14 protein-coding genes are annotated in these 16,030 nt (G+C 58.7%); 1 reads left to right on the top strand and 13 read right to left on the bottom strand.

Translation table 11 applies throughout. The features are described 5' to 3' along the window. Positions 1–219: 219 nt before the first annotated feature. Both typA and ACFSYH_RS10050 read right to left on the bottom strand, forming a co-directional pair. Positions 220–2,130 (bottom strand): translational GTPase TypA, encoded by a 1,911-nt coding sequence (gene typA, locus ACFSYH_RS10055; protein ID WP_377467184.1) that lies wholly within the window; start codon positions 2,128–2,130, stop codon positions 220–222. 599 nt (positions 2,131–2,729) lie between these two features. Continuing rightward, positions 2,730–4,421 carry an ABC transporter ATP-binding protein gene (locus ACFSYH_RS10050; RefSeq protein ID WP_377466828.1) on the bottom strand — a complete coding sequence of 564 codons (1,692 nt, stop codon included), beginning with the start codon at positions 4,419–4,421 and terminating at the stop codon, positions 2,730–2,732. Positions 4,422–4,505: 84 nt separating this feature from the next. Here ACFSYH_RS10050 and ACFSYH_RS10045 point away from each other — a divergent pair, with 84 nt between their 5' ends. Next, positions 4,506–5,036 (top strand): PH domain-containing protein, encoded by a 531-nt coding sequence (locus ACFSYH_RS10045; RefSeq protein ID WP_377466827.1) that lies wholly within the window; start codon positions 4,506–4,508, stop codon positions 5,034–5,036. A 22-nt stretch (positions 5,037–5,058) separates the two neighbouring features. Here the strand turns inward: ACFSYH_RS10045 and ACFSYH_RS10040 are convergent, their stop codons facing one another. The 11 genes from ACFSYH_RS10040 to ACFSYH_RS09990 form a co-directional block, all read right to left on the bottom strand. Next, a complete protein-coding gene (locus ACFSYH_RS10040) occupies positions 5,059–6,123 on the bottom strand; it encodes an ABC transporter permease (protein WP_377466826.1) in 1,065 nt (354 codons plus the stop codon). Beyond that, entirely contained in the window at positions 6,120–7,655 is a 1,536-nt protein-coding gene (locus tag ACFSYH_RS10035) for an ABC transporter permease (RefSeq protein WP_377466825.1), read from the bottom strand. Before ACFSYH_RS10035 ends, ACFSYH_RS10040 begins: the two co-directional genes overlap by 4 nt. 176 nt (positions 7,656–7,831) lie before the next feature. Then, entirely contained in the window at positions 7,832–9,670 is a 1,839-nt protein-coding gene (locus ACFSYH_RS10030) for an ABC transporter family substrate-binding protein (RefSeq protein WP_377466824.1), read from the bottom strand. A 493-nt stretch (positions 9,671–10,163) separates the two neighbouring features. Next, positions 10,164–10,520 carry a zinc ribbon domain-containing protein YjdM gene (locus tag ACFSYH_RS10025; protein WP_377466823.1) on the bottom strand — a complete coding sequence of 119 codons (357 nt, stop codon included), beginning with the start codon at positions 10,518–10,520 and terminating at the stop codon, positions 10,164–10,166. Positions 10,521–10,609: 89 nt separating this feature from the next. Then, positions 10,610–11,188 (bottom strand): TetR/AcrR family transcriptional regulator, encoded by a 579-nt coding sequence (locus ACFSYH_RS10020; RefSeq protein ID WP_377466822.1) that lies wholly within the window; start codon positions 11,186–11,188, stop codon positions 10,610–10,612. After that, a complete protein-coding gene (locus ACFSYH_RS10015) occupies positions 11,181–11,990 on the bottom strand; it encodes an alpha/beta fold hydrolase (protein ID WP_377466821.1) in 810 nt (269 codons plus the stop codon). The genes ACFSYH_RS10020 and ACFSYH_RS10015 overlap by 8 nt, the downstream gene beginning before the upstream one ends. A gap of 174 nt (positions 11,991–12,164) precedes the next feature. Next, positions 12,165–12,782 carry a mismatch-specific DNA-glycosylase gene (locus ACFSYH_RS10010; RefSeq protein WP_377466820.1) on the bottom strand — a complete coding sequence of 206 codons (618 nt, stop codon included), beginning with the start codon at positions 12,780–12,782 and terminating at the stop codon, positions 12,165–12,167. Positions 12,783–12,799: 17 nt separating this feature from the next. After that, complete coding sequence (locus tag ACFSYH_RS10005) at positions 12,800–14,626, bottom strand: lipase family protein (protein WP_377466819.1); 1,827 nt, start codon at positions 14,624–14,626, stop codon at positions 12,800–12,802. A 76-nt stretch (positions 14,627–14,702) separates the two neighbouring features. Then, complete coding sequence (locus ACFSYH_RS10000) at positions 14,703–15,146, bottom strand: iron chaperone (protein WP_377466818.1); 444 nt, start codon at positions 15,144–15,146, stop codon at positions 14,703–14,705. Further along, complete coding sequence (locus ACFSYH_RS09995; protein WP_377466817.1) at positions 15,143–15,556, bottom strand: VOC family protein; 414 nt, start codon at positions 15,554–15,556, stop codon at positions 15,143–15,145. Before ACFSYH_RS09995 ends, ACFSYH_RS10000 begins: the two co-directional genes overlap by 4 nt. 10 nt (positions 15,557–15,566) lie before the next feature. Continuing rightward, positions 15,567–15,998 (bottom strand): helix-turn-helix transcriptional regulator, encoded by a 432-nt coding sequence (locus ACFSYH_RS09990; protein WP_377466816.1) that lies wholly within the window; start codon positions 15,996–15,998, stop codon positions 15,567–15,569. Positions 15,999–16,030: the final 32 nt, after the last annotated feature.

The raw sequence follows: 16,030 nt of genomic DNA, 5'->3' as shown, positions 1-16,030 counted from the left end.
CCCTATTCTCCCATCTCACCAGGCGCGTCAAGCGCTCAAAATCCCTGTTTGACGACGAGAAGGTCCGTAACGTGGCACGTTACGGACCTTCTCGAGTTACGTTCTCAGGTGAACCGCCGCGCGAGTGGGCGGTTCCCTCCACCTACAACGCGTCGAGCGGGGTCTTCCCCGCTCGTGGCGAACCGAGCAGCGCGGCAGCCCAGCGGCGAGGTGCTACGCTCACGCCCGCTTCGCGCGAGCAGTCGCACGGGCACGCTCTGTCTGGTCCAGAATCACCTTGCGAATACGCACGATCTCTGGGGTGACCTCGACGCACTCGTCTTCGCGAGCGAACTCAAGAGACTCCTCAAGAGTCAGTTTGCGTGGTGGGATGAGGTTCTCGAACGAGTCGGAGGAAGCCGCACGCATGTTGGTGAGCTTCTTCTCCTTGGTGATGTTCACATCCATGTCCTCGTTACGCGAGTTCTCGCCAACGATCATGCCCTCATAGACTTCCTGCGTTGGGTCGACGAAGAACGAGCCACGCTCCTGCAGGTTGATCATTGCGAACGGCGTCACCACACCGGCACGGTCTGCCACGAGTGATCCGTTCACACGGGTCTCGATGGCACCGGTCCATGGCTCGTAGCCCTCGGCGATCGAGGACGCAATACCGGTTCCGCGAGTCTCAGTCAGGAAGCGGGTGCGGAACCCGATCAGGCCACGCGCTGGGACCACGAACTCCATGCGGATCCAGCCTGAACCGTGGTTGGACATTGTCTCCATGCGGCCCTTGCGCTGCGCCATAAGTTGGGTAACCGCACCCAGGTACTCCTCTGGGACGTCAATGGTCATGCGCTCCATAGGCTCGTGGACCTTGCCGTCGATCTTCTTGGTCACAACCTGTGGCTTGCCAACGGTCAGCTCAAATCCCTCGCGGCGCATCTGCTCCACGAGGATCGCCAGCGCCAGTTCTCCACGGCCCTGTACTTCCCATGCGTCTGGACGCTCGGTCGGCAGAACCTTCAGTGAAACGTTACCGATCAGTTCCGAGTCGAGGCGGTCCTTCACCTGGCGAGCCGTGACCTTGTGGCCCTTACCGCCCTTACCTGCCAATGGCGAGGTGTTGATACCAATGGTCATCGAGATCGCCGGGTCGTCAACCGTGATGGTCGGCAGTGGGCGCGGGTCGTTGATGTCGGTGAGAGTTTCACCGATCATGATGTCCGAGATACCGGCGACGGCGACGATGTCACCAGGTCCGGCCTCTTCGGTTGGGACACGGTCGAGTGCCTTCGTCTCCAGAAGTTCCGTGATCTTCACGGTCTGCTGGCTACCGTCCTGGCGGCACCACGCGACCTGCTGGCCCTTGCGGATCGTGCCGTTGTGCACGCGCAGGAGGGCAAGACGACCAAGGAACGGCGAAGCGTCAAGGTTGGTGACGTGTGCCTGAAGTGGCGCGTCCTCGTCGTAGGTTGGCGCTGGAATCTTCTCGAGGATCGTCTGGAACAGTGGCTCAAGGTCCTCGTTGTCTGGGAGGCTACCGTCGGCTGGCTGGTCCAAGGTTGCGCGGCCTGCCTTGGCTGCCGCGTACACGACTGGTACGTCGAGGATCGACTCGAGGTCAAGGTCATCAACCTCGTCCTGCAGGTCCGAGGCCAGGCCGAGCAGCAGATCGGTGGCCTCACCGACAACCTCAGTGATACGTGCGTCGCTACGGTCGACCTTGTTCACCACCAAGATGACAGGAAGACGGGCGGCAAGCGCCTTACGGAGAACGAAGCGAGTCTGTGGCAGCGGACCCTCAGAGGAGTCCACGAGAAGTACAACGCCATCGACCATCGACAGGCCACGCTCGACCTCGCCGCCGAAGTCAGCGTGACCTGGGGTGTCAATAACGTTGATGGTGATGCCATCGGTGTGGCCGGCCTTTTCGGCGGCTGGACCCGAGTAGCGTACAGCGGTGTTCTTGGCGAGGATCGTGATGCCCTTTTCGCGTTCCAGGTCGCCGGAGTCCATTGCGCGTTCATCAACGTTCGCACGCGGATCGAATGCACCGGTCTGGCGGAGCATTGCATCAACAAGGGTGGTCTTACCGTGGTCGACGTGGGCAACAATTGCCACATTGCGCAGGTCAGAGCGCACTGACATATATGAACTCGATTCTCGGTCTGAGAGGGACACGCTGAACTTCTCAACGCTTGAGGGACTGCACGTAGCGCGCAGCAGTATGGCGTCCAGTTGCCGCAGCGGTCGCGGGAGCGCTGCACCGGACGGAAATCCTTGGCGTTCGAGGCATTGCAGTTGGCTCACCTGCATACCTTGTGGTTGTCGGTGCGAACACTGCTAACTGTGCTAGCCGGTTCTGTGGTGTCCAGCCAAATGGGATGTCTGACCAGACTTGGCCGTGACAACCTCGAACGATGGCCTATGCAATCGTACCGGAGAACTCAATACTGGCTCCCACGATGTGTCGATGGGCACTCATGTTCTGCCTCACATTTGGTTGCACTCAGAGAACCTTCGCGACGAGTCCGTCGGGCCAGGTGCTTGCTCTCCGGGCCGAGCCGACTCGTCGCCGCCATAAAAACCGGTGCCACCTCACCCAGCCGCCGTGTCGGCCTGTGGGTTTCGGCGTCAATCCGTGGGGTCTTGGAGACAGATCGGCGAGAAAATCCACAGGCCAGTGACAGACAGGCCAAAAAGGGGACCCCACACAGTTGTGTGGGGTCCCCATATGATGTGGACTGTTAGTTGATGAGCGCGTTGCGTAGTTCGCGACGCTGACGCTGTGCCTCAGGGTCTGGAACAGGAACAGCCGCAAGCAACTTGCGAGTGTAATCATCCTGCGGGTTCTCAAGAACCTGCTTACGCGTACCGAACTCAGCCATCTTTCCGTGACGCATCACGGCGATACGCGAGGCGAGCATCTCGACAACGGCAAGGTCGTGCGAGATGAACAAGCAGGCAAAGCCGTGCTCGCGCTGAAGATCCATGAACAGGTCCAAGACCTTGGCCTGAACCGAAACGTCCAGTGCCGAGGTCGGCTCATCCGCAATCAGGAGCTTTGGCTGCAGTGACAGTGCGCGGGCAATACCCACGCGCTGACGTTGACCACCGGAGAGCTCGTGTGGGTAACGGTTACGCATCGCACGAGGCAGCTCAACCTGATCGAGTAGTTCCTCGATCTTCTTCTGCAGCCCCGCACCCTTGGCAACACCGTGCAGGAACATCGGTTCGCCAATCGACTCGCCAATCGGGAGACGAGGATTCAGGGACGAACCTGGATCCTGGAACACGATCGACACATTGTTCCGCACATCGCGCAGATTGGCCTTCGAGATACCGGCAAGTTCGTGGCCTGCAACGCGCAACGAGCCATCGGCTACAGGCAACAGACCGATCGCCGCACGGCCAACCGTGGTCTTGCCGGAACCAGACTCACCCACGAGACCGACGACCTCGCCCTTTGCGATCTCAAGGTCAATACCCTGAACCGCTCGGACTGCTGGCACACGGCCACGCTTCGGATACTCAATCACGAGGTCCTTGGCATGCAGCACCAACTCGTCATCACGGTATGCCACTGGAATGGCTGGGTCGACGTCCTTGGCGGTGAACTCCCCAAGGTGCGGAACAGCCTCAAGGAGTTCCTTGGTGTATGGGTGCTGCGGACGGTTAAAGATCTCATCCGCAGTGCCACGCTCCACAATGACGCCGTTGCGCATAACGATTATGCGGTCTGCCATGTCTGCGACGACACCCATGTCGTGCGTGATCAGCACGATACCGGAGTCGAACTTGTGGCGCAGTTCTCCCATGAGCTTAAGAATCTCGGCCTGAACCGTCACGTCGAGAGCCGTGGTCGGCTCATCCGCGATGAGGAGCTTCGGGTTGAGTGCGAGCGCCTGAGCGATCATTGCGCGCTGGCGCTGTCCACCAGAAAGCTGGTGCGGGTACTTGTCGAGGGCAACCTCGGGATCTGGGATCTCAACCAGAGTCAAGAGTTGCAGAGCACGTGCACGTGCTTCCTTCGGACTCATCTCAGTATGAGTACGCAGAGTCTCGATGATCTGGAAGCCGATCGTATAGACCGGGTTCATCGCGGTCATCGGCTCCTGGAAGATAACCGCCATGTCGTTACCGCGCAGGTGGCGCAGTTGCGAGTGACTCAGGCCGACCAGTTCCTTGCCATTGAGCTTCGCCGAACCCTTCGAACGACCGTTCGCAGGCAACAGACCAAGCAGGGACATCGACGACTGAGTCTTGCCTGAACCTGACTCGCCCACGATGGCCAGTACCTCGCCCGGGTGCACCTCGTAGTCAATGTTCTTTGCAGCGGCGAACCATTCGCCGTCTACCCAAAATTCAACCGTGAGATCATCCACCTTGAGGATGGGCTCACCGGTCTTCTGAGGGGATTGTGCGTTAACTTGCATCATCGCCAATCACTTCCTTCCACATACAGCAGCTCGATACAGAGCGTCGCGTGCCTCTAAGTACGAGCGCGCTGTCACAATAAAGTTATGGGTCCTACAGAAATCTTTCGACCGTTGTTCAGCCGTGTCCTTGCGTACATCGTGTGGGCAATTCTCGCCGCAGCCGCTATCAGCGGCTTCTTCGCAGGAAACTCTGAACTGCGGTGGCGTGTGGTTGCCCTCACCGTCTTCCTTGCGGTTGCGGTATGGCTCTTCTATCTGCGACCCAGCGTTGAGATATCGGATGGAGGAATCCTCATCACCAATCCCCTGCGCTCGGTACACATACCTTGGCCCGCTGTCGCAGAGTTGGACATCCGCGGCACCTTCGTGGTCACTGACCGTGAGGGAAACCGCCACAGCGCCTACGCCGCCGCTATCGCCAACAAGCGCAATAACCTTGGCTTGGCCGGAGAGGTCAAGACCTTCGCAGAGCACCGTATGAACACGTTGGCCGAAGCCGGATTTCTGAGCAATGTTCGACCGGAGGGAGCACAGCTCACCACGCGTCACAACACCGTGGGCATCACCGCATTGACGGTGTGCGCCTTGGTCTTTGTTATCACGCTGAGTGTGTAGCGCTCCCCCGGAGAAAATCACGTTAGACGTCCTTGCTGTTCTTGGCAGGCAGGGTCGTCGAGGTCAGTTCCAGAGCCTGCGCCTTCCGCTCCGCCTTGCGCATTGCGCGTACGGTCGGGATCTTGCGCTGACGTGGGTCAAAGGCATCGCGTAGACCATCACCGATAAAGTTCACGCACAGCGCGAGCAATACGATGAACAGACCTGGCCACCAGAACAGCCATGGACGGGTGGTGAACGCCGACTGGTATTCGGAAATCAGGTTACCGAGCGAAACCTCTGGGCGTTGGATACCGAATCCGAGGTAGGACAGTGCCGTTTCAAGTAGGACCGCGGAACTCAGCATCAGCGTGGTGTTCACGATGATCACCGCGATCGTGTTTGGCAGCATGTGTTTGAAGATGATACGGGAGTTGGATGCTCCGGCGACACGTGCCGCTTCAACGAACTCGCGTTCACGCAGGGAGAGGAACTCCGCACGCACCAGACGGGCCAGACTAGTCCAGTTGAGCACACCCAATGCAATCGCCAGAACGATTGGGGCCGGTGAGCCAAACAACTTTCCGAGTACCGCACCGGTGATAAGTACGGGAACCACGATGAACAGTTCGGTGAAACGCATCAACAGCGAGTCGAGCCAGCCCCGGAAGAACCCGGAGACAGCGCCGATGAGAATACCGATTGCGGAGGAGACACCAGCAACGATGAACATCACCACGAGTGAGGTCTGGATACCGCGCATGACGCGTGCGAAGTTATCGCGCCCGAGTTCGTCCTGACCAAACGGGTAGTCACCGATTCGGAAGCCACTCTCGCCCCACAACTGCAGGGTTGGGGTTCCACCCGGGTTGGCCTGCGGTGCAGTCTGAGTGTAATTCCACTGCCACCAGCCAGGAATTGGTCCCCACCCGATTGAGGTGATAGCGAGCAGTGCGACAGCGACCATGACAATAACCGAGGTCATTGCCGCCTTGTGCCGGACAAAACGGCGGAACACGATCTGCCCCTGAGACAGACCGGCAACTTCGCGATTCTCGATCGCATTTTCGCCGCGGCTTTCTTCAATTTCTACGTTTTGCTCGCTCATGCGTTTACTCGAATCCGTGGGTCTAGAACTGCGTAGAGCAGGTCAGCGAGGAAGTTGGCAATGATTGCAACCGCTCCGATGACAAGCACGTAAGCCATAACCGGGTCAATCTCATTGCGGTCCAAACCACTGAGGAACATCGTTCCCATACCGCGCCAACCGAAGATGCGTTCGGTGATGACCGCACCACTAAGGATTCCCGCAAAGTCGATTGGGATGATGGTCGCAAGTGGAATCAGCGAGTTACGGAATGCGTGGCGCACAATGACAACGCGCTCAGAAAGACCCTTTGCCCGTGCTGTACGCACATAGTCCTGGTTCATGACCTCAAGCATTGAAGCGCGCGAGTAACGCGTGTAGGCGGCGAATGAGATCAGCACCAGCGCGATGGTTGGCAGAATCAGGTGCGTGAACGAGTCGAGTTGGTGCGTCCAGTAGGAACCTTTAAGGCCTGGGGTCTGCGAACCCAGGGTTGCGATGGGGCGACCGTTGATTGCCGAGGAGTTGAAGTATGGCTGCCATGCGAGCATCACCCGGTCGATGAACAGCAGTCCGAAGCCGATCAGTCCGGTAAGACCTGAAACCCTCATCGAGATACGGCGGTCGTAACCACCGAACAACCATCCGGCAAGAACACCGACGGCGATAAACACGAGGATGAACACCAGGGTGAGTGCCGCGCTGAAGTTCACGAACAGGAACTGCATCGGATACCACACGACACCGGCGAACACACCGGTTGCAAGAGCAGAGTACAAAGCGCGACGATTACGCAGACCGGCCATGATGGCTGTCAGCGCAACACCCGCAGCCGCTGCCGTGAGTGCGATCACCACAGGGCCGAGCGATGGGTTGAGTAGCCAACCGGTTCCAAGAACGTAGAACAGTATTCCCGCAGTAACAACTGTACTCGCTCCGAATACGACGCTACGGCGTTTGAAGTCTCCGGCGAACATGGCTTGCCAAACTATGCCCGCGATTACCGCCAGCACAATGATTGTGGGGGCACCGACGTGTGGATCAGCGAGGAAGTCGTTGAAGCCGATCGCACCCCACTGCTTGAGCAGAACAGCGACCCAGAAACTCGGAAGAGAGTAGAGCAGGAAGGAGATAAAGACCATTGTGTAGTCGAAGCCGGTGTACTGGCGTAGCGCCGAGACAACACCAACAGCGATACCGAGGATCATTGCGAGCACGGTCGCAACGGTCACCAGTTTGATGGTGACGATCAGGGACGAAACGAGAATATCCGAGACCTGTTGATTAGTGCTCCAGGCGGAACCGAAGTCGCACTGTCCGATGAAGCATCCGGCGACGCCTGCCAGCCAGCCGAAGTATCGGATCGGTGATGGCACATCAAGCTGCAGCAAAGTGATGCGTTCTTGAATGAGCGCTTCTTTGTTTGGCGCGGTACTCGTGCGCAGTTCAGCCAGTGGATCGATTGCGACATCGACCAACACATAGATGAGAAACGTGGCAACGAGTAGAACTCCAAACGACGACAGCGCGCGCCTGAAAATGAAGTTAAACATGATTTGACCTCTCCAGCGGCGGCCCGTGGCACGCCGCAAGCGAATTACCGCTCGATTTTACCCGCGTTTTGGGCAAACCCGTGAATCACAGCGTGGCGCCAGGGCGAGAATCGCCCTGGCGCCACTGTTGCTATCACTCTTGCGAGCGGATGAACAGGAGTTTCACCTGCGCTTTATTACTCAGCGATGTCCCAGTTCCAGAAGCCGTGGAAGATGGTTGGGCTGATGGAGATTGGCTGAACGCCGGTGATCTGGGAGTTCCAAGCGTTGACCGCGGGGAACTGGAAGATCGTGATACCGAACGCGTCCTTGAAGAGTTCCTTCTCGACACCGATCTGGATCTCGAGCTGCTTGGCTGGGTCAAGCTCAGTCTGCAGGTCGTCAAACAGAGCGTCAACGGTCTTGTTGGAGTAGCCGTAGAAGTTGTTCGAAGCGCCGGTGCGGTAGTTCGAGTCAGCCTCCGTCACCGCGGTCGAGGTCGACTGCCATCCGAAGAGGTTGGCATCATACTGGTCGGTTGCGGTGTCCAGCATGGTTCCCCAGTTGTCGTCTCCACCGTCGATGACGTTGAAGCCAGCCTGTGCTGCGGACTCCTGAATGAGAACAAACTGGTTTGCACGGCGAACGTTGGACTTGCCGTACAGGAAGCGAACGTCCACGTTGTCAACGCCGACCTCAGCAAGGAGTTCCTTGGCCTTCTCGATGTCGGTCTTCGCGTAGTCAGCCGAACCATTCTGCTCAACCATGGTTGAGTAGTTCGGGTCGTCTGGCAGCAGGACGAACGAGTCACGCGTAGTAGCGTTCGGGTTGAGCGGCTTGATGAGCTGCTCAACGATTGCCTCACGTGGGATGCTCAGCAGGAATGCCTGGCGAACCTTCTGAGCCTTCTCTGCGTCGCCACCGTAGGTTGCTGGGTCGAATGGACCGCCGTTGTCCTGAACCATGTCGATGTGCTCGTAGGTGCCGTCGACACCGGTCTCAACGGTTACGCCCTGGAGCGCCTGGAGCTGGGTGAGGGTGTCGGCAGTCGCCTGTGGGGCGAGCATGTCGATTTCACCGTTCTGAAGCGCCTGGACCTGAGCCTGTGGGTCTTCCGAGTAACGAACGACTACGCGATCAATCTTTGGCGTGCGGTTGCCCTCGTAGTTCTCGTTGCGCTCAAGGGTGATGTACTGGCTCTCAACATATTCAACGATCTTGAATGGGCCATTACCGAGTGCTTGGTCCTCAGATGGGGAGGCAACAAAGTCGAATCCGGTACGCCATGCGTTAGCGATCTGTGCGAGAGTCGCACGGTCGTTGTCCTGGAAAGCTTTAACAACGGCGTCCTTGTTCGCTGCCGCGTCGTCCCCCAGACCGGCGATCTTGGCCGTTGCGTGTGCAGCCACACCAAGGTCAAGGTTGATTTCCCAGTCGCCAAACACCTTGGTGTAGGTGAAAGTGATGGACTTGCGGTCATCGGAAATCTCTGGGAATTCCTGAACCAACGCACCACCAGCGGTTGGGGATGCGAAGAACACCTGGTCGTCAGCGATGATGAGGTTACCCTCTTCGTCACGCTCGGTGACATCGTCGTTAAACACACCGGAAACGCCTGCCCACGAGAGCAGCAGGTCGGCAGCGTCAACTGGAGTACCGTCAGCCCACTTTGCCGTGTCAGCGAAGGTGTACTGAACCTTCAGCGGATCCTCGGAGACGACCTCGTAAGTACCGACCGATTCGTCACGGGCAACATTGAGGTCGCCATCGTAGTAGAAGAACTCTGACTTAATCAGATAGTTGATGACCGCGTTTGCCGCAGCGTTACCGTGGTTCGTGTCATCGTTTGCCGAGTACATTGCCTGGTTCCAACCAACGGTGACAACCTTTGGTTCACCCGAGCCGTTATCGGTCGAGGTGGTGGTTTCCTCACCGGACGGTGTGGTCTCGTTGGGGGTTGGCGTCGAGCATGCCGAAAGCGCCAGCGAGGCGCCAAGCACTACGGCGAGCGGTGCTGCCCACTTCTTGATCTTCAATTTTCCTCCTTGAAGGACGGGAGGTGGCCCACGTTTTTGGCGCTGCGGTTGCGTCCTAACAGCGCACTCGGCCACAACGACTCCCAATGCGTTAGTTCAAAGGTACCCACCTTCAGCAGACCGGTGAGCAAAAAAAGGACCTAGCACATACATCGTTATCGAAGTGATACCGGCGGGTAACTTAAGAAACATTCATCCCATATATCGAAACGCAAAGACCAAATTCGCATGATTACGCGGTTAACGAGCGTTGTAGATCTCCACAGGCAATCGGTTTACGCTTACCTTTTGTCTGATATGTCGGAAATTAATGGTTGATGGACGGGGCAAGCCGACTGGAAATGTAACAGCGTCGCACATCTCACATTTTGAAACCCGTGGTCTTTGCGACAGTATCCCCAGTTGAGTCGGGAGGAATGACGCAACACTCAGACTCGTCGCCAAGGGAAAAGCGGGTGGCTGTGGCCACCCGCTCGCTGAACAGACGCTCCTCCTAGGCTTTCTTCACCACGCTGGACTTAAGTCGGATACGACCGAAACCGGGAACGTTGGCGTCGATGTCGTGGTCTCCCACACCGTCTTCGATCAAACGAATGCCCCGCACCTTTGTTCCCACCTTCACGGTTCCACCACCGGCACCCTTGACCTTGAGATCCTTCACAACCGTGACATCATCGCCGTCGACAAGCACGTTACCCACCGCATCCCTGATGACGGCAACCTGCGCATCCTCCGTGGCCCCGTCCTCCGGGTTCCATTCGTGGCCGCACATTGGGCAGACAAACAATGCGCCATTGACATAGGTGTATGACTCGCTACATTCTGGGCAGGGTGGCAACTGATCTGACATGGGTGGCTCCTTATTGGCTCACACGCGACCGTGATTCTCGTGGGGCGGCCCACTGAGCGGGCGCCGCCCAAGCATCATATCTGTGTGCACTACCGGGGTGTGGCTGGAGCCTGACCCTCAAGTGCCACAATCAGCGATTCCAGTGCGAGCGCGAAGCTGACCTCGACATCAACCGCGAGCGCAAAAGCTCCCCTGGCCTCAAGGTCAACGAATCCATGAAGTACCGCTCTGACATGTCGGATCGCGTGAATGAGAGCGTCCTCTTGGAAGTGGTATCCAGCCAGGACCGCGGCCAGCAGTTCCACAAGCTCGGTCGAAACCTGTTGATCCCTTGGGCTTTCAGGATCGGCGGGGATCACGGTGAGTGGGTATGTTCCCGGGTGCTGTTGCGCCCAACTGCGATAGGTTGCCGCGAGTTCCTTGAGTGCCTGACTGCGGGAACGTCCAACAGCCGAACGAGCCAGCGCCGCCGCCAAGTCGCTTTTGGCGTGCACGATCAGTTCCCGCCTCAGCCCAGTTAGTCCATCGATGTGTTTGTACAGCGAGGGACTCTTGACCCCGAGATGTTCGGCAAGCGTCGCGATACTCAGGGAATCCAGTCCCTCTCGATCTGCGAGTTGTGCTGCCACATCGATCACGCTCGATGCGTTGAGAGGCGTTCTAGGCACGTGCGGGTTCCTCCTTCAGGAAGTCGAGGATTGCGTGGGCGGTTGCGTCGGGTTGCTGTGATTGTGGGTTGTGCCCGGCATCCGCAATCATTGCCACGCGCCCACCGAGTGTGTCAGCAATCCATTGCGCTTCGTGTTCAGGCGTTGGAAAGTCAGGGTCCTGCTCCCCCATCACAATGAGCGTGGGGAGCTTTATCTCCGGGAGTAGTTGCTCCGCAAGATCGTGGTTCGTGCGGGTTGTGAGGCTGAATGAGCGAGTATAGCCTGGCCGCTTCATGCTGGCACTGATCTTTTTCTTGTGCTCAGCGAAATCCTTAGGCTTTTCGCCCGCGTACAGCGAGGGAAGATAGGCATTCCAGACCACTCTCGCCCACGGTCGTGCCAGTGCCACTCGGAAGAGCGTCTGCTTGATGAACCCTATGTCGTTGGGGTTGCGCACAAATGGCCCTATAAGCACGAGTGCTTGAAACAGTTCCGGGCGGCGCGCAGCGGCTATGACTGATGCTCCCGCACTCATGGAGTTACCGATCACCACTGCCGGAGTCTCCAGGGTTTCAAGCAGCGCAATGAGGTCGGATGCAGTCGGTTCATCACCATATTCGGCGAACTGAGCGTCGCTATCGCCGTGACCGCGCAGGTCACAGCAGATGACTTGGTAGTCAGCGGCCCTGAGCAATGGCGTGAGGTATCGATAGGAAGAGCGCAGGTCGCCCATTCCAGGCAGGCACACGACAGGTAGTCCGCGCCCCTCGGATTCGAAGGCGACTCGTCCACCATCAACGTGAATGAATTGCGTCGACACAGTATAACTATTTTGATTAGCCATGAGGCTAATCTAATTAGCCTCATGGCTAAAGTCAATCCCCGCGTACGAGAGAGCCTGTCATATCCAGGGTCGACGAAAGTCCCAACCCCACCCACAACCCAACTCGTGTCGGCATCTGGCGTGACCAACCCGTCGCCAAGAAAACCGTCGCTAAAAGGCAGAACGCCATACGTCGCGCCAATACTGTGCGAGCGAGTCGATATTCTTATGTGCGTTAAGGCCGCTGGGTTGCGGAACAACCCAGAGTCTAGACTCCTCGCGCCAACCCTCGACAAGGGCTGTGTCCTGCTCCCCCATCTTCGCTTTGGGCAGACCAAAAGCCGCACGGAAAGCGGTGATGCCCGCAATGGCGACCACTGCGGGTTCCAGTCCCTCAAGGCGGGCCACCAGCCGCTCGCCACCCTCACGCAACTCCGTGCGAGTGAGTTCATCTGCCCGCACAGTTGCCCTGCCCACAAGGTTCGTGAGACCAATACCACGGCGTAGGAACTGTGCCTCATCTTCAGGCCGCAGACCTCGCGAGGCATCCACAAGATGATCCGTGAGCCCCGCCCGATGCAAGGAAGGCCAGAACCTGTTACCCGGCCGCGCGAAGGGAGCGTTCACCGCTGCCGTCCACAGCCCTGGATTGATACCCACGATCAAGAGCCGCATGGGCACATCCAACGGGATGATGTCATCTATCGCATCGGGGTTATCGGTTGCGAACCGGGGCAGATCATCACGGGTTGGCTTTCGCCCAGCCAAGGGCGAGGGCCTGCGAGGCATACCTGAATACATAGTGACTATGTATCACAATTGGTAGGGGTCGCCCCACTGTAGACCGCATCAGCCCAGGTGTAGAGGTCGCCGATGAGCGGCGATCCCTGCTCGATAACGCTCATGTGAGTCTTCCCCGGATACTCGTGGGTCTCCACCGTACGACCAATCGTACACAACTGGTTGCTCAGATCTCGCTGCATCTTGATCGGAATGGTCTCATCGTCCGTTCCCTGCCCGAGGAAGAGCGGCATCGGAACCATTCCATCGGCGATGTTCTCACTCAAACGAGAGTGGACCGGCCCTTGGTGTAGGTCAAGGCGATACAGCGGGGCGTCCAGGCCAAACGTCATCGCGGTAAGGGCTGAGACCAACAGCGAGCCATCTGAGACGCACCGAGAGGCGAACGTCTCGACGATGCCCTGCCCCACGGGGTGCACTGTGGCTGCCAGAGTGATATCGGAGTACTCGTCCACATATGGGACAAGCACGAACGACGTAACCACGTCGCCGATTGCGCTGTGTGCGCCAGGACCAGCAATTTTTTCGGCGAGGACAAGCGGATCAGATGCAGCGGACAGGGCGGCAACTCCGAGCAACTCAAGTTCTGGTGCGTACCGTTGAGCGATCTGTCCAGCCCAGAGCGTCGCGTGGCCTCCCTGTGAATGTCCCCAGACCCAAGCGCTCCGAGACGCTTTGGCCTCGGGAATCTGTCCCACTGCTCGAATTGCATCGAGCGTCGCCCGTCCTTCGCCCTCACCAATGAGGTAGGGATATCGTCCGGGCGTCCCCTGCCCCGGATAATCGGTGGCGACGACAACCCAACCCCGAGAAATTGCCTGTGATATCCCGGGAATCGCAAGTTCAGTGAGTGCATCGGGGCGAAGGCTTGGCCCACAGGCCTGTGCAACACCAGTGGTTCCGTGCTGCCATGCAAGCACCGTTCGCGGATCGCGGCCGTCGTCTGTCGGATAGGCGATTACGGCGCTCGCCAACGCGGGAGAACCGTCCGAGCGGGTTGTTGAGTAGAGGATGCGAAGCGCGTGGGAACCCTCTGGCGCAGTACCCTCGTAGTCTTCCACCCGTAAGACCCTGCCTGGCGTCTCGGGGATGTCCTGTTCCCACGTGTAGAACTCATCGACGGCTGCGCTGTCAGATTGGATCCGCACGGTGCCGAAGATGGCTGATGAGACAAGCGCGAGTGCCAGAGCCGATCCAACAACCTGCACGATCAGGGTCGCTTGAGTGCGGCGCCGGCTGCCTCGGCCAGCCGGGAAATGGTGCCTGACACCCTTGGCCAACAGTGCGATTCCGATGTACATCAGGGTCAACGAAAACATGGCTGCAACGACAACGCTCGCCGCATCGGGCCAGGTCCAGAACAGCCATGCTGCAAGGATGCTTGTCAGGGAGTATGCGACCCTGGAGCCGCGAACCATAGCAGCGCGCACTCCGCTCACCTGTGGGTCCCGTCGTGTCGCACGATAGGCAAGTCGAACACCGCATGCCACGAGAAAGACAGCACCGATCAGCGGGACAAGACGAGCAACGGCGGGTAGGAAGGCAAGCATCCCGTAGGACAGCGCGGCCAAGCCTAGCGTGTAGATCCAACGCAGGGGGTGCCGTGGGACAGACAAGGCCATACGCACGCCTGACAGACCGCACAAGACGGCTATGCCCACAATCAATGTCAAGAGCGCGCTCAGCGGTCTCACAATAAGGAGAGCGCCCGCTGCCAGTGAGATGACACCGCCGATTGCCTGGACAATCGGAGAGGTGCGGAGATGACTCAGCCAGCCAACTGGCTGCCATCTCTCACGGCCTGTAACGGAACTGGAGTTGACCTGCGGCACTACTGGTTTCCCTGGCCTCATTCTCGGGGTTCTGGTCTCAAGCCAAGATTATCGCATGGGGCGTTCAGGAGGAGCGTCAACTGATCGCTTGGCGTACCAGGTCTCGCACCCGGCTCTCAACCCCCTCGGTCATCTGGTTGACGGCGAACGCTATTGGCCACATGTCGCCGTCGTCGAGGGCCGCGTGTTCCTCGAAGCTAATGCAGCCGTACCGCGTGCCGAACTTCTCGGCGGGCTGGTAGAACACGATGTTCTTGCCGTCGCGTGCATAGGTTGGGAACCCGTACCAGGTTTTCGGGTCGAGGTCCGGTGCTTCCTCAAGCACGATGACGTGGAGCCGTTCCGCGACAGCGCGATCCGTGCCCTCGAGCGCTTCAATGGCTGCGACACATGCCTCGAACTCCTTGACCTTCTTTGCCGAACCCTTCACGCCCTTGAGGTTTCGCAGTTCCTCGGCGCGCTGCTTCATGGCCTCGCGTTCCTGCGCGCTGAAGCCGGACTTGGTGTCTTTTTCGGTCATCGTTTGTTCTCCTGAATACGGATGAGATTTCCCGCTGGGTCGCGAAACGCCGCATCGCGTACGCCATAGTCCTGAGAGATCGGCTCCTGCACGATGTCGGCGCCACGCGCCTCCAACCGTGCGAACGTTGCGTCCAAATCGTCGGTTGCGAGGTTGACACCGAAATATCCGCCCTTTGCGACGAGTGCCGTCAGCATTGCGCTTTCCTCGTCCGTCAATCCCTCCCCCAGACCGGCGGGGTGCAGGACGATTGCGGTGTCGGGTTGGTTGGGTGGACCCACCGTGATCCAGCGCATGCTCTCGTACCCCACGTCGAGTCGGACCTCGAAGCCGAGAACGTCGCGGTAGAACGCAAGGGATGCGTCAGGATCGGTGTGCGGCAGGAAACTGGAGTGAACTGTGATTGTCATGCCACCCACACTATGGGCCGGACTGGCCGCGCGCTTCTTGATTCCTGACCGGTCGCGTCACCTGCCGTGCGATACACGGAAGCATGCCCGGACCAAACGGGGCACCCTGCTCCCGATAGACGCTGGGAGCCACGCCCACCAATTCGGTAAACCGTGTGCTGAACGTGCCCAAGGACTGGAATCCCACGCTGAAACACACGTCCGTGACGCTGAGTTCGCTGCTGCGCAGCAGCGACATCGCCCGTTCAATCCGCCGGGTCATCAGGTACTGATAGGGCGATTCGCCATAGGCTTTGCGAAACTGCCTACTGAAATGTCCACCCGACATGTGCACCGAACGGGCCAACGACTCCACGTCGAGCGGCTGCGCGAACTCTCGGTCCATGCGATCACGGGCACGACGCAATAGAGTCAGCGTCTCAACATCCTGGGACTGAGGCATTTCTTGATGATGCCACACCCGTCCCCGCCTAA

Source organism: Populibacterium corticicola (genome assembly GCF_042683685.1).
Classification (GTDB): domain Bacteria; phylum Actinomycetota; class Actinomycetes; order Actinomycetales; family Cellulomonadaceae; genus Timonella; species Timonella corticicola.
Note: the sequence above shows the minus strand (reverse complement) of the source record. Positions and strands in the feature narration are given on the sequence as shown.

Excerpts from the sequence above, each read along its gene's own strand:
- typA (WP_377467184.1), bottom strand. The coding sequence starts at position 2,130 with ATGTCAGTGCGCTCTGACCTGCGCAATGTGGCAATTGTTGCCCACGTC.
- ACFSYH_RS10050 (WP_377466828.1), bottom strand. The coding sequence starts at position 4,421 with ATGATGCAAGTTAACGCACAATCCCCTCAGAAGACCGGTGAGCCCATC.
- ACFSYH_RS10045 (WP_377466827.1), top strand. The coding sequence starts at position 4,506 with ATGGGTCCTACAGAAATCTTTCGACCGTTGTTCAGCCGTGTCCTTGCG.
- ACFSYH_RS10040 (WP_377466826.1), bottom strand. The coding sequence starts at position 6,123 with ATGAGCGAGCAAAACGTAGAAATTGAAGAAAGCCGCGGCGAAAATGCG.
- ACFSYH_RS10035 (WP_377466825.1), bottom strand. The coding sequence starts at position 7,655 with ATGTTTAACTTCATTTTCAGGCGCGCGCTGTCGTCGTTTGGAGTTCTA.
- ACFSYH_RS10025 (WP_377466823.1), bottom strand. The coding sequence starts at position 10,520 with ATGTCAGATCAGTTGCCACCCTGCCCAGAATGTAGCGAGTCATACACC.
- ACFSYH_RS10010 (WP_377466820.1), bottom strand. The coding sequence starts at position 12,782 with ATGCCTCGCAGGCCCTCGCCCTTGGCTGGGCGAAAGCCAACCCGTGAT.
- ACFSYH_RS10000 (WP_377466818.1), bottom strand. The coding sequence starts at position 15,146 with ATGACCGAAAAAGACACCAAGTCCGGCTTCAGCGCGCAGGAACGCGAG.
- ACFSYH_RS09995 (WP_377466817.1), bottom strand. The coding sequence starts at position 15,556 with ATGACAATCACAGTTCACTCCAGTTTCCTGCCGCACACCGATCCTGAC.
- ACFSYH_RS09990 (WP_377466816.1), bottom strand. The coding sequence starts at position 15,998 with ATGCCTCAGTCCCAGGATGTTGAGACGCTGACTCTATTGCGTCGTGCC.